At 47.3% G+C, this 14,058-nt stretch carries 13 protein-coding genes; 8 read left to right on the forward strand and 5 right to left on the reverse strand.

The genetic code is table 11. From position 1 onward, the window contains the following. Entirely contained in the window at positions 1-1,854 is a 1,854-nt protein-coding gene (sppA, locus tag D3795_RS02735; protein ID WP_156266059.1) for a signal peptide peptidase SppA, read from the reverse strand. A gap of 148 nt (positions 1,855-2,002) precedes the next feature. On the opposite strand from sppA, the gene D3795_RS02740 reads away from it, so the two are divergent. Beyond that, positions 2,003-2,554, forward strand: a complete 552-nt coding sequence (locus tag D3795_RS02740) for a nitroreductase family protein (protein ID WP_156266060.1) — start codon at positions 2,003-2,005, stop codon at positions 2,552-2,554. 53 nt (positions 2,555-2,607) lie between these two features. On the opposite strand, the gene asnS is transcribed toward D3795_RS02740, so the two are convergent. Both asnS and bioA read right to left on the reverse strand, forming a co-directional pair. Continuing rightward, on the reverse strand, positions 2,608-4,008 hold the full coding sequence (gene asnS / locus D3795_RS02745; RefSeq protein WP_156266061.1) for an asparagine--tRNA ligase: 1,401 nt from the start codon (positions 4,006-4,008) through the stop codon (positions 2,608-2,610). A gap of 83 nt (positions 4,009-4,091) precedes the next feature. After that, on the reverse strand, positions 4,092-5,375 hold the full coding sequence (gene bioA, locus D3795_RS02750; protein WP_156266062.1) for an adenosylmethionine--8-amino-7-oxononanoate transaminase: 1,284 nt from the start codon (positions 5,373-5,375) through the stop codon (positions 4,092-4,094). Between the two features lie 121 nt (positions 5,376-5,496). Between bioA and bioB the strand changes: the two genes are divergently transcribed. Genes bioB through bioD form a run of 4 tightly spaced genes read left to right on the forward strand, consistent with a single transcriptional unit; the run spans position 5,497 to position 9,207 of the window. After that, entirely contained in the window at positions 5,497-6,537 is a 1,041-nt protein-coding gene (gene bioB, locus D3795_RS02755) for a biotin synthase BioB (RefSeq protein ID WP_156266063.1), read from the forward strand. 17 nt (positions 6,538-6,554) lie between these two features. Next, positions 6,555-7,685 (forward strand): aminotransferase class I/II-fold pyridoxal phosphate-dependent enzyme, encoded by a 1,131-nt coding sequence (locus D3795_RS02760; protein ID WP_156266064.1) that lies wholly within the window; start codon positions 6,555-6,557, stop codon positions 7,683-7,685. After that, entirely contained in the window at positions 7,685-8,470 is a 786-nt protein-coding gene (gene bioC / locus D3795_RS02765) for a malonyl-ACP O-methyltransferase BioC (RefSeq protein ID WP_310942407.1), read from the forward strand. Before D3795_RS02760 ends, bioC begins: the two co-directional genes overlap by 1 nt. Then, entirely contained in the window at positions 8,470-9,207 is a 738-nt protein-coding gene (gene bioD, locus D3795_RS02770; protein ID WP_310942380.1) for a dethiobiotin synthase, read from the forward strand. Before bioC ends, bioD begins: the two co-directional genes overlap by 1 nt. Here bioD and pepE read toward each other — a convergent pair. After that, positions 9,202-9,906 (reverse strand): dipeptidase PepE, encoded by a 705-nt coding sequence (gene pepE / locus D3795_RS02775; protein WP_156266066.1) that lies wholly within the window; start codon positions 9,904-9,906, stop codon positions 9,202-9,204. The genes bioD and pepE overlap by 6 nt on opposite strands. 150 nt (positions 9,907-10,056) lie before the next feature. Here pepE and htpX point away from each other — a divergent pair, with 150 nt between their 5' ends. Genes htpX through D3795_RS02790 form a run of 3 tightly spaced genes read left to right on the forward strand, consistent with a single transcriptional unit; the run spans position 10,057 to position 13,163 of the window. Further along, a complete protein-coding gene (gene htpX / locus D3795_RS02780) occupies positions 10,057-10,929 on the forward strand; it encodes a protease HtpX (protein ID WP_156266067.1) in 873 nt (290 codons plus the stop codon). Positions 10,930-10,945: 16 nt separating this feature from the next. Beyond that, on the forward strand, positions 10,946-12,304 hold the full coding sequence (locus D3795_RS02785; protein WP_156266068.1) for a class II 3-deoxy-7-phosphoheptulonate synthase: 1,359 nt from the start codon (positions 10,946-10,948) through the stop codon (positions 12,302-12,304). A 28-nt stretch (positions 12,305-12,332) separates the two neighbouring features. Further along, positions 12,333-13,163 carry a DUF1338 domain-containing protein gene (locus tag D3795_RS02790; RefSeq protein ID WP_156266069.1) on the forward strand — a complete coding sequence of 277 codons (831 nt, stop codon included), beginning with the start codon at positions 12,333-12,335 and terminating at the stop codon, positions 13,161-13,163. Here the strand turns inward: D3795_RS02790 and ppsR are convergent. Further along, positions 13,160-13,987 carry a posphoenolpyruvate synthetase regulatory kinase/phosphorylase PpsR gene (gene ppsR / locus D3795_RS02795; RefSeq protein ID WP_156266070.1) on the reverse strand — a complete coding sequence of 276 codons (828 nt, stop codon included), beginning with the start codon at positions 13,985-13,987 and terminating at the stop codon, positions 13,160-13,162. The two genes, D3795_RS02790 and ppsR, sit on opposite strands and share 4 nt — an antisense overlap. Between the last annotated feature and the right edge of the window lie 71 nt (positions 13,988-14,058).

Consider the following 14,058-nt stretch of genomic DNA (forward strand, 5'->3'; position numbering starts at 1 on the left):
TCACTGCAGTGGACATAGTTCGCACAGTGCATAAACACCGTTCGGGTCGTTAAATTTATCCAGTAATTTAACTTCCTGCCACACGCGTTGCAATTCCATTTCAATTGGCGAGTGATTTTTTTCAAAAACGGACGCCGGTATCCAAGCACTCGCTTGACCGAACAAATCACGCATGAACTTATCGCGAGCTGATAAATCGGCTTCAATCACTTCTACGTCGTATTCAACAACATCAGCTTTCTGAGCTGCCGCACGAATGGCATCATCGAGCCCACCAAGCTGGTCAACTAGCCCAAACTGTTGCGCTTGGCTACCAGTCCAAACACGACCTTGCGCTACAGCATGCACCTCGTCGTAGCTCATATCGCGGCTTTCAGCGACCATGCTCACAAAATCACGGTAGAACTTTTCGATGCTCATTTGTACGACTTGCTTGCCGCCTTCATCAAGACCACGAGTAACGTCGAGTACCGGTAAATTCGTGGTGTGATAGCCGTCGTTATAAACACCGATTTCAGCCAATGAGTTTTCAAACGTGAAGAACATACCGAACACGCCAATTGAGCCGGTGATGGTTTCTGGTGCGGCCCAAATTTCATCGGCACTTGCAGCAATCCAGTAACCACCTGATGCGGCAACGCTGCTCATTGAAGCAATCACAGGTTTGCCAGCTTTCTGTAACTCGAGAACTTCCTGGCGAATCACTTCTGAAGCAAAGCCGCTGCCACCTGGGCTATCAATGCGAAGCACCACCGCTTTGACTTGATCATCTAAGCGCGCTTTTCGTAAGAGTTCAGCAGTGCTGTCACCGCCAATCATGCCAGCTTTCTGACGACCATCAACAATAACACCACGCGCAACAACAATGGCAATGTTGTCACGTTCTTTGGTTTCTTCTTTAAAAGCTTGGCCATTTAGTGATTCTAAATAGTCCTCGTGATTAATTTGACGCCAGCTTTTCTCGTCATCGTCAAGACCGGTTAGGGTGATCATTTCTTGACGGAATTGCTCGCGCGAATATAAATCAGTAACTAAACCAGTACCGACAGCCATTTGTGCAAAATCGTTATTGTGTTCCGTTACGGCGGCTAAGAACTCGTCCATATCGCCAGAAAGAACACGTGAGTCTAATTCACGAAGTGCAGCGACATCGGTTATATACGTTTGCCAGAGCTCGTCATAAAGCATTTTGTTCGCTTCACGAGCTTGGTCAGACATATCGTTGCGCGTATACGGTTCAACCGCCGATTTATAAGCACCGACTTTGAATACATGTGTGCTGACTTTCAATTTCTCGAGTAACTCTTTGAAGTACAGGCGATACGAGCCATAGCCTTCAAACATCATCATGCCGAGCGGGTTTAAGTAAATTTTGTCGGCGTGCGCCGCAACGTAGTACTGGTCTTGGCTGTAGGCGTCAGCGTAGGTGATAACCGGCTTGCCGCTTTCACGAAATGCCAACAGCGCTTCGCCGAGAACATTCATCTTATTGAGGCCGCCGCCAGTAAAGCTGCTCACGTTCAATTGGATTCCACTGATGCGGTCATCAGCTGCAGCTTTCTCAATCGCAACCACAACATCGCTTAGTAAAACTTCTGCCGGCTGGCCACTGCCGCCTAACATTTCATCAAAAAATGCGTCGACAGGATCAACCCACGTTTTCTCTTCAACTAAGCGACCATTTAATTCGAGCACAAGCACGCCGTTGTCTGGCACTCGAATTGGTTCTTCTTCTGCCGCAAAAAGGCCAATGAACACAAGCAAAATAAGGAAGAACACAATGTTCAAAATGATTTTGCGAATGACGTTAATGAGGCTAAATAGCTTTTTGAAGACTGAGGCGATACCGCTCATATGAAACAATCCCAAATTAAATAGTGATGTTAGGAGATTACCGCAGAAATTACTGAGAAACTAGTAAGACAATGTAACAGAGCGTGATCATTTGCTAAGCTATGGAAAACTTAGCGCAGTAGCGAAATTTCACTTTTTTGAGGATGTTATGGACGCATTGGAACTTTTAACAACACGCTCGTCAATGCCTCGGCTAATTGAGCCAGGCCCAACGAACGAGCAATTTAATTTGATGCTAAAAGCCGCAGCGCGAGCACCTGATCATATGGCGTTAATGCCGTATCATTTTATTGTTTTTAAGGAAGAGCAGCGTCAGCAATTAGGGCAAATATTCCAGCGCGCTGCTGTAGAGCAAGGTCAAGCCGAGGCACAATGCGTGCAAGCAAGTCAGCTACCACTGCGTGCACCAATGGTAATTACTGTGGCGATGAAATACCAACCACACGATAAAGTACCGCGCGATGAACAGCTAGCGAGTGCGGCGTGTGCAACATTGCTATTACAGCAAGCAGCATTTTCGCAGGGGCTTGGGGCGATATGGCGGACGGGTTGGTACGCGGAATCATCGTTTGTAAAAGAGGAACTTGGCCTAGACGAACACGATGTGATTGTCGGTTTTTTGTATGTGGGCACACCTGCAGTACCAACACCAATAAAACCGAATAAGGAATTGAACGACAAAGTTCAGTTCTGGCAGTAAGTTAACCAATAAAAAACCAGCCGAAGCTGGTTTTTTATTGCCTGCAATCATTGTTAGAAATCGGCAGTCTTTGGTGCACGAGGGAATGGAATGACATCACGGATGTTGCCCATTCCTGTGACATAAGTCACTAAACGCTCAAAGCCAAGCCCGAATCCCGCGTGCGGTACGGTACCGTAACGACGTAAATCACGGTACCAGCCATAATCTTCAGTAGGCAAACCAAGTTCATGCATACGTGCATCAAGGCGCTCTAAACGCTCTTCGCGGGCACTACCGCCGATGATCTCACCAATACCTGGTGCTAATACATCCATCGCAGCAACCGTTTTGCCGTCGTCATTTTGGCGCATATAGAAGGCTTTAATATCTTTCGGATAGTTTTTCAGAACAATCGGCGCGCCAACATGTTCTTCAGCTAAATAGCGTTCATGTTCAGACTGCAAATCTGTACCCCATTCAACTGGGTATTCAAATTTCTTACCGCAGTTTTGCAGAATTTCGACAGCATCGGTGTAGTCCATATGCACGAATTTGTTGCTGACGACATGGTTGAGCCTGTCAAGTACACCTTTATCAACACGCTGTTGGAAAAAGGCCATATCGTCAGCGCGTTCTTCAAGCACCGCATTGATACAGTACTTCAGCATGTCTTCTGCTAAGTAAGCGATGTCGTTCAAATCCGCGAAGGCGACTTCTGGTTCTACCATCCAAAACTCAGCCAAGTGGCGGCTGGTGTTCGAGTTTTCGGCACGGAAAGTTGGGCCAAAAGTATAAATTTTTGAAAGTGCACAAGCGTAGGTTTCGCCATTTAATTGACCAGAAACCGTCAAAAATGCTTCTTTTCCAAAAAAGTCTTTGCTGAAATCAACTGTGCCGTTATCTGTGTGCGGCAGGTTCATCAAATCCAGCGTAGACACGCGGAACATTTCGCCCGCACCTTCGGCATCCGAAGCGGTAATGATAGGGGTTGCCACCCACAGATAGCCTCGCTCATGGAAAAATCGATGAAGTGCTTGCGATAAGCAGTTACGTACGCGCATGACAGCACCGGTAATATTGGTGCGTGGGCGCAGGTGAGCAAATTCACGCAAGTATTCCATTGAATGCGGCTTTGGTGACATTGGGTAGGTGTCAGGATCTTCAACAAAGCCGTACACGTGAACCGCAGTGGCTTGAATTTCGAAGCTTTGACCTTTACCTGCGTTTTCAGCCACCGTTCCGGTGATCGCCACGCTGCAGCCAGTGGTTAGTTTGAGAACCTCATTGTCATAATTGTCGAGATTATTCGGTACGACCGCCTGAATAGCGTCAAAACACGAACCATCATGCACGTTGATAAATGAAATGCCTGCTTTTGAATCACGACGGGTACGAACCCAACCGCGTACAGTTACTTCATCACCAACGGCAACTTTTCCCGATAAAACATCGACAATTGTAGCGAAGGACATGGGCCTACAAACTCCGTTAGTTAAGGTATAAGAATAAAATAGGCTGATATGTTACCTTGCTTTGCGCCAGACTCAAGCGAAAATCACACTGAAGCCGCCAGTAAACACATGCTATGAGTAATTTTGCTCAGCTGATCGGGACGAATGACAAACGGTGGCATCACATAAATTAACTTGCCAAACGGGCGAATCCATACGCCGTGTTGAACACATAAACGTTGTGCGGCTGCAACATCAACGGCATGTTTCATCTCGATGACGCCAATGGCACCAAAACAGCGCACGTCGGCTACGTTCGGTAGTTGTCGTGCAGATTCAAGTTCCGCTTGAAGCTGCGCGTTAATGTTATGAATGCGCTGTTGCCATGGGCTATCTAGCAGAACATCAATACTGGCACAGGCAATGGCACAGGCGAGGGGATTGCCCATAAAGGTTGGGCCATGCATAAATGCACCACCCGCAGGACCTCGACTGATAGTCTCGGCGATATCATCGCTGCATAGCACTGCAGCTTGCGTGAGATAACCACCGGTTAATGCTTTGCCGAGGCACATAATATCTGGCGTTACGTTGGCGTGCTCACAGGCAAATAACTTGCCGGTTCGACCAAAGCCGGTAGCAATCTCATCCGCAATCAATAGCACATTGTATTGGTCGCATAATTCACGTGCCCCACGCAGATATTCCGGGTGATAAAACCGCATCCCACCAGCGCCTTGCACGATTGGCTCCAAAATCAAAGCCGCTAACTCGTGTTGATGCTGCTCAAGGAGTTGTTCCAGTGGGACTAAATAATCAGGCTGCCACGGTTGTTCGGGCGCGATATTCGGAATAGGGGCAAAGAGTTGCTCTCTGAGGCTACCTTTAAATAAGCTATGCATGCCATTGACGGGGTCGCAAACCGACATCGCGGCAAAGGTATCACCGTGATACCCGCCGCGAATGGTCGCCATTCTGTTCTTTTGTGGAAGATCGCGACTAAACCAGTATTGCACGGCCATTTTAATCGCAACTTCAATGGAAACTGAGCCTGAATCGGCAAGAAAAACGCGATTTAACCCTTCAGGTGTTAACTCAACGAGCTTTTGCGATAATCGAATTGCTGGTTCATGGGTGATACCGCCAAACATCACGTGACTCATCTTTGTCATTTGTTCAATCGCGGCTTGGTTTAAATGCGGGTGGTTGTAACCATGAATAGCGGCCCACCAAGACGACATGCCATCAATCAGTCGCGTGCCATCGTTAAGAATCAATTCGCAGCCTTCAGCCGCAACAACCGGATACACCGGTAGCGGTTCATGAAAGGAAGTATAAGGGTGCCAAATGTGTCGGCGATCAAATTGCAAGTCGCTATTTGTGATCATTGATTAAATAATAACCGTTTGTAATTTTCTAGAGGTAAATAAAGTTGACAGTCTAGGTAAACTCCGTACCCTGTGCAATATCAAATCACTATTTTTAAACGTTGTATCCAAGGATCTAACTATGTCGGCTGTCATTCGCCATGACTGGCAACTCAATGAAATTGAGGCCCTTTTCGCGTTACCTTTTAATGATCTATTGTTTCAAGCGCAGCAAGTTCATCGTCAAAACTTTGATGCTAATGCGGTACAGGTGAGTACGTTGTTGTCGATTAAAACCGGTGCTTGCCCAGAAGACTGTAAATACTGCCCACAGAGTGCGCATTATCGTACCGACGTAGACAAAGAGCGGTTAATGGCCGTTGAAAAGGTTCTTGAAGAGGCGCGTGCAGCGAAAGAGCAAGGCGCAAGTCGTTTCTGTATGGGCGCCGCATGGCGTAATCCCAAAGACCGCGACATGCCCTATGTCATTGAAATGGTAAAAGGCGTAAAAGAGCTCGGGCTAGAAACCTGTATGACGCTTGGCATGTTGAGCCCGCAACAAGCTCAGGCGCTGAAACAAGCTGGTCTCGATTATTACAACCATAACCTTGATACGTCACCAGAATTCTATGGCGAGATTATTTCCACTCGTACCTACGCAGATAGATTGTCGACGCTACAGAATGTCCGTGATGCGGGCATGAAAGTGTGTGCTGGTGGTATTGTTGGTATGGGCGAAAGCCGTCGTGACCGTGCTGGCTTGTTGGCACAATTAGCTAATTTACCGCAACACCCGGAAAGTGTGCCAGTAAACATGTTAGTTAAAGTGCAGGGAACGCCATTTGCCGAGCTCGATGACCTCGATCCGTTTGAATTTGTCCGCACCATTGCTGTGGCGAGAATTCTAATGCCACAAAGTTTTGTACGTTTGTCGGCTGGTCGTGAAACCATGAATGACCAATTGCAAGCGTTGTGTTTTATGGCGGGCGCGAATTCGATTTTTTATGGCGAACGTCTACTTACCACTGCCAATCCAGAAACTAATCGCGATTTAGCCTTATTTGAGCGGCTCGGGCTAAAGCCTTTGGCACACGAAGATTACAGTGATGATGTTCATGAAGCGGTGATTTCCGACGCTGTCGCTGAACAGCAGCAACCTGTGCGTTATTACGAAGTCAGCTGAGTAGGTGCGTTGAGCTTATGCACATTGCGAGTCAGCTCTCATCTCAACTTGACCAATTGCGTCAGCAGCATCGATACCGAACGCTGACGCAACGCCAATCGAGTCACGAGCAATTCGGGAACAATGATTACCTTGGGCTATCTTTACACCCAAAAGTTAAAGCTGCGTATGCCGAAGGCATTCAACAATTTGGCACTAGCAGCGGTGCTTCGCCGTTAGTGAGTGGCTATCAAGCACCGCATGCGTATTTGCGTGAACAATTGGCAATGTGGTTGGGACGCGAAGATGCCTTACTGTTTAGTAGCGGGTTCGCCGCAAACCAATGCGTTATGCAAGCATTGGCACCAATGTATCAACGTATCGTACTAGACAAACTAAGTCATGCTTCACTGATTGATGGGGTACGGCATTTCGAGCATTGGAAGCGGTTTCGTCATAATGACGTGACTCACGCGGCGCAGTTGTTGTTGCCAAACGAAGCGAATTTACTAGTCACCGAGAGCGTTTTTAGTATGGATGGAGATAGTGCACCATTAACCGATTTCGCGCAGCTCCAAGCTGATTTATGGGTTGATGATGCACACGGCATTGGTGTTGTTGGTAACAATGGTCGTGGCGCGGCTGAACAGTTAAGCGTAACGCAAGCACCACTACTAACCATTACCTTTGGCAAGGGGTTAGGCGTGATGGGAGCTGCCATTGTGGGCTCATCGCTACTGATCGATTATTTAACGAATCATGCGCGCGAATTTATTTATTCAACGGCAATGCCAGCCGCTCAAGCGCTGGCCGTAAGTGCTGCGGTTGATGTTGTGGCAAGCCCAGAAGGCGCGGCACTGCGCCAGCGCTTAAACGATACCATTCACTATTTTCGTGAATGCTGTCGAGAACATGGCTTAAAGATAGGCGATGATCATCACGCCATTCAAACACTAATTGTTGGTGACGATGCAAAAGCGATGGCATGGGGGCACGCGCTAATGACACACGGTATCCACTGTGGCGTGATTCGTCCTCCAACAGTGCCGAATGGCAGCGCACGACTGCGCATAACTATTGCTGCAACGCATTCCAAAGCTCAGATTGATAACCTCATTGCTGCTTTAATAGCAACTCGAGAATCAGTTGAACGGGCAGAGTTAACGTGATGATTTCTGTACATACGCTTGAAAAGCCGGAACACAAGCAAAAGATCGCAGCGCATTTTAGCCGAGCTGCGCAATCTTATCAGCACCATAATGGCCTGCAGCGTTGGTGTGCGAAACGATTGCTTAATTGGTTACCAGCATCGACTGGTATGACAGTTGATATTGGCTGTGGTCCTGCGGTCAATACCGATGCACTGCTGGCGCGCACAAATCATTATATTGGCGTTGATATCGCGTCAGGGATGTTGAGCGCAGCACAATCTAAATACCCCGAAAACACATGGATCAGAGCTGATCTGGAGCAGTTGCCGTTTCAAGAGGCAGCGATTGATACGATTTACGCAAACCTAGCCGTGCAGTGGGCTGATGATTTGGCGGCGACATTAAAGCAATGGCTGCAGCTGTTGCGCCCTTCGGGTTGTATTGTCGCTAGTACCGTGCTGTCGGGGTCATTATCACCACTCGCTAATTATTTTCAGCAATATACCGGTGCAAAGCGGCACAACCGATTCTATTCAACAACAACGTTACACCAAATTCTAAGCGCGCTTGATGGGGTATCCGTACAATTTGAGGTTGAGCAAGTCACGATGCCGTATCAAAGTGTACGTAGCATGCTTTATGACCTCAAAGGTATTGGCGCGAACTATCAACCACAACCTCAACAACCTTTGACTAGAAAAAATCTCAGCCAGGTTGAAGAGGCGATGGAGATACATCGCACTCATGACGGTATGCTCCCATTAACGTGGTCTATCGGCTTTATAAAATTAACTAAAGGTTAATGATGGTTGCCAATAACGAAATCAAAAAGCCCTTATATCTATTTGTAACAGGGACAGATACCGACGCTGGGAAAACCACCTGCGCAAGTGCATTGCTTCATGCACTACATGGCCAAGGGCGCCGTGTATGGCCATTTAAACCAGTTGCTGCTGGCGCTGAGGCAGTTGACGGTCAATTACGCAATAGTGATGCATTAAAGCTGATGAACGCCTGCGCGATTGAGGTAAACCATGAGAATTATGCCAAGGTAAACCCTTATTGTTATGCGCCACCCATAGCCCCGCATATTGCTGCAGCTCAAGTAAAAAGTACGCCGACCGTGCGCAGCATCATTGCGAAGCTTGAGACGGCGCTTTTTGAGCGACAGAACGCTAAAAGCCATGACTTGGTGCTAATTGAAGGAGCGGGTGGTTGGCTCGTGCCGCTAAACGATGAAGAGTCTCTGGCTGACGTTGCGAAAGCGCTGCAAGCTGACGTATTGTTGGTTATTGGCATGAAATTGGGCTGTTTGAACCACGCGTTATTGACGGTAGAGGCAATACAGCGGCGCGGCCTTAAACTGGCAGGATGGATTGCAAATCAGCCGCTACCAGCGCAAATGTCACATTACCAAGAAAATTTAGAGACCCTAAAGCGGATGATCGATGCGCCTTGTTTAGGCGAAGTGCCGTTTCAGTCCAATGTTGATGAAACGGCACTTGCAGCACACATTAACGTGCGAGCGTTGCAATTATAACCATTGGGAACAGTCTTGCTCTGGCTGTAACGGTTGTTTGTCACCGCCTAAGAAAACATAACCTGGGGCTTCGCCATAATAGTGCATTTGAGCTCCATTTATACGCAGATAAGAACCCTCAGGAATAGCAATAATCGGTGTTTTCGGCGCAATCGCCATAAACTCACCGAGGCGTTGGTCACGAGTTTCGCCATGAAAACCTGGCGGTTGATAGTCGGTGTAGTGCGGATTTAACTGCACCGGAACAAGTTGTAAAGCATTAAACGATGGCGGCTCAATAATCGGCATATCGTTGGTGGTGCGAATACTTAAACCAGCAATATTTGAGCCGGCACTCCAACCAACATAAGGCACGCCGGCATTAACTGCTGCTTGAATTGGTGCAATCAGTTTGTGGTCGTAAAGTTTAGCGAGAAGCTGAAAGGTGTTTCCGCCACCCACCATAATAGCTTCAGCCTGATTGATTGCCGTAACCGGATCCAATTCCGATTCAATACCGTATACATCAATGCCTGCAGGAGCGAGAGCTGCGCGAACTCTATCGGTATAGGTGGCGTTGGAGAAGCCGACCCCTGCATAGGGAATGAATAAGATACGACGTTGACCGCAGTGTTCATTAATAGGCTTGATGCAAGGTGCAAGGTAATCGCTATCGCCAGCTTTCGAACTGCTAAGTAACAGAATTTGAGCGTCAGCCATTCATTTTTCTCCTTCATTTGGCTCGCAAAACGTTCGGTTGCGCAAGCGTATCAAAATAGTTATCAAAAAACATTCTAAAAGCCTTGTATTTCAAGGCTAACGCCCTTATAAATCGGGGTATCCGTTGAGGTCATTGTGAGGTTTTGAGAAATGTTGCGGATTGCTCTGTTTTTAGCAACCAACTTGGCTATTTTATTGGTATTAGGCGTGGTGATGAACCTCGTACTTCCGGCGATGGGAGTCGAACCGACTCAATACCAAGGATTATTTATATTTGCAGCGCTGTTTGGTTTTGGCGGTGCATTCATTTCGTTAGCCATGTCGAAGTGGCTGGCGAAGCGGTCGGTTGGTGCTCAAGTTATTAATCAGCCGCGTAATGGCACTGAACAATGGTTGGTTAATACCATTGCAGCACAAGCTCAAAAAGCTGGGATTCCAATGCCGGAAGTGGCTATTTATGATTCGCCAGAGCCGAATGCGTTCGCAACCGGAGCGAGCAAGAAAAGCTCGCTTGTAGCGGTGAGTACAGGCCTATTGCGTTCGATGACGCAAGATGAGGTAGAAGCTGTTCTAGCTCATGAGGTGAGTCATATTGCCAATGGTGATATGGTGACACTGACCCTCATTCAGGGCGTTGTGAACACGTTTGTTATCTTTTTCGCACGAGTAATTGCCGGTGTTATCGATAATGCCACACGTAGTAACTCGCAGAACGGGCAAGGGCTTGGTGGTTTGGCGTACTTCGGTATCGTCATGGTGCTCGAGTTAGTGTTCGGTATTTTGGCGAGCATCATTGTGATGTGGTTTTCACGCCAGCGTGAATTTCGCGCCGATGAAGGCTCTGCAAGCCTGGTAGGAAAACAAAAAATGATTGCTGCATTGCGTCGCTTGCAAGGCGCGCAAGAGTCAACACTTGATGGCTCAATGATGGCGTTTGGTATTCAAAGCAAACGCAGCTTCAGTGAGTTATTTATGAGTCATCCACCACTTGCAAAACGTATTCGTGCTTTAGAAAACTTATAAAAGATTAAGGAAAGTCATGACTAATTGGAGTGCCCGTAGCTGGCGGGATAAAGCCATTCAGCAGCAACCGAACTATGCGTCGAAAACCGCATTGCAACAAGTTGAGCAGCAGCTGAAAACCTTCCCGCCTTTGGTTTTTGCCGAAGAAATTCGTGCGTTGCGAAGCCAGTTGGGGCGCGTGAGCCAAGGTCATGGCTTTTTATTGCAAGGTGGCGATTGCGCCGAAACTTTTAGTGATTTTACTGCGCCAAAAATTCGCGACACCTTTAAAGTAATCTTGCAAATGGCGGTTGTATTAACGTTTGCAGGCTCATGTCCGGTTACCAAAGTTGCGCGTATGGCGGGGCAATACGCGAAACCACGTTCCAGTGATTTAGAAACCGTTGATGGTGTGTCGTTACCAAGTTATCGCGGCGATATCATTAATGGCGCCGATTTCACGACCGAAGCTCGTGAACCTGATCCGCAACGTATGATAAATGCTTACCATCATTCTGCGGCAACGTTGAACTTGCTACGCGCGTTTGCGCAGGGTGGTTTAGCTGATCTGCACAAGGTGCACAAATGGAACATGAGTTTTGTTGAGGCGAACCCGCTTAAAGAGCAATACATGCGTGTTGCCGAACAAATTCAATCGGCATTGAAGTTCATGGAAGTTCTCGGCATTAACGCCCAGAGCAACGCGACTATACACGAAACACAGCTGTTTACCTCACACGAAGCGTTGTTACTGCCATACGAAGAGGCGTTAACGCGTACCGACACATTAACTGGCCTGCCTTATGATTGTTCGGCGCATATGGTTTGGATTGGCGAGCGCACACGCCAGCTTGATCATGCGCATGTGGAATTCATGCGCGGTATTCATAACCCATTAGGCGTGAAAATTGGGCCAACAACACATCCTGACGATGTCATTCGATTATTGGATGTATTGAACCCCGGCAACGAAGCAGGGCGCATGACCCTAATAACCCGAATGGGCGCAAATACCCTAGCTGACGCATTGCCTGCCATTGTGCGCCGCGTCAAAGCGGAAGGTCGCCATGTGGTGTGGTCAAGTGACCCCATGCATGGCAACACGGTGAAAGCTGAAAATGGCCTTAAAACGCGCAATTTTGATGCGATTCACCAAGAGCTACGCCAGTTTTTTGCGGTGCATCAGGCTGAAGGGACTTATCCAGGCGGCGTTCATTTAGAAATGACCGGTGAGGATGTGACCGAATGTACTGGGGGCGCTTATCAAATTAGTGAACGAGACCTCACGCAACGCTACCGCACGCAATGTGACCCTCGCTTGAATGCTGATCAAGTGTTAGAATTGGCGTTTCTTGTTGCTGAGTCGCTGAAAGATGCACGGCAAGGTCGCGGTTAACTCTGACATTTTCGAGGTTTAGTTGTATATGTCACACTCTGTTGAGCAGTTTTTTGACAATTTATGGAATGACTACATTAAGTTAACGCCTTCGGCAGCCAAGGTACATCAAGTACTCGGCCAAGGTCGCTCAATTATTAATGATCATGTCGCTTTTCGTACCTTTAACTTAGCCCCAGTGCGCTTAGAGACATTGGCGAAGCATTTTGAAGGCATGGGTTACAAAGCGTGCGGTGACTATGCTTTTGAAGCGAAAAAACTCGTCGCGAAACACTTCGAACATAGCGATCCAACATTACCGAAGATTTTTATATCTGAGTTGCTCGTTGAAGAGTTCTCGCCTGAGCTGCAACGTATTGTAAAATCGTTGGTTGCGCAAATTGATGCTGACGACGTGGCGAAGCCAGAGTTCTTGTATTCAGGCGCGCATTGGCAAATTAGCAGCACCGACTATGAACAGTTGCTAGAAGAGAGCGAATACGCAGCTTGGATGGCTGCTTTTGGCTTCCGTGCAAACCACTTCACTGTCAACGTGAATGAGCTACCAGACTACGAATCGCTTGAACAAGTGAACGAAACCTTAAAACAAGCCGGTTTCCGTTTAAATACCTCAGGTGGTGAAATTAAAGGCTCGCGTGACGTTTTCCTTGAGCAATCATCAACCATGGCAGATCACACTGCTGTGCGTTTTAGTGATATGGAAAAGGTTGTGCCGAGCTGTTTCTATGAGTTTGCGAAACGCTACGAAGTTGCTCCAAACCAATTGTACACTGGGTTTGTCGCAGCTTCAGCGGACAAAATCTTTGAGAGCACCAATGCTCGCACTGATACCAGCACGGAACAAGACGGCAACGCTTAAAAGCGGTGCCGTTCGAGATTGGTTTCTGCAAGAATTTTAGCGGCAATCTCTTCCACCGAAAATCGGGTTGAGTCGAGAAATGGAATTGCTTCACGGCGATACATCTTCTCGACCTCCTGCAATTCATAGCGACATTGCTGCATGGATGCATAACGGCTACCTTCACGTCGTTTACTGCGAATTTCATGCAAGCGTTGCGGATCTAACGTTAATCCGTAAATCTTATGTCGATACGGCTTTAGCACTTTCGGCAACTGCAAATTCTCCATATTATCGTCTTCCGTCAATGGATAGTTCGCGGCTTTAATTCCGTAATGTAGGGCCAGATATAGGCTAGTAGGGGTTTTCCCTGTACGCGAAACTCCAAGCAAAATAATATCCGCTTCGTCATAGTCAGAAATATTGCTGCCATCATCATTCGCTAACGTATAGTTCACCGCGTCAATACGAAAATCATAGTTTTCACGTGTGTCATTATTTTCTTGAATACCGTGCGTTCGGTGAGTTTTCGGCTGAGCCGCCATGTTCAATTCTTTGCTTAGCGGAGCCACAAAATAATCAAGAAAGTCATAGCAACTGCCTTTTGATGAGGTAATCACGCGCTTAATATCAATGCTAACGAAGGTATGAAAGATAATCGGGCGTTCGCCAGACTCCTGATAAGCCTGATTTATCTTGTTTACTGCTATCTCTGCTTTCTCAATAGTATCGATAAATGCCAAGGTTTTATGAATGACTTTTAATGGGAACATCGACAGCATGGCTTTCCCGAATGCTTCAGCAGTAAGGGCTGTACCATCAGAAATGTAAAAAATTGTGCGCATCTTGGCAGTAATCCTTGCAGATAAAAGTGGATAAGATGTTAACTTGTGACGCCCCAGTGTGTAAAATACAT

The sequence above is a fragment of the Pseudidiomarina andamanensis genome, assembly GCF_009734345.1.
GTDB lineage: Bacteria > Pseudomonadota > Gammaproteobacteria > Enterobacterales > Alteromonadaceae > Pseudidiomarina > Pseudidiomarina andamanensis.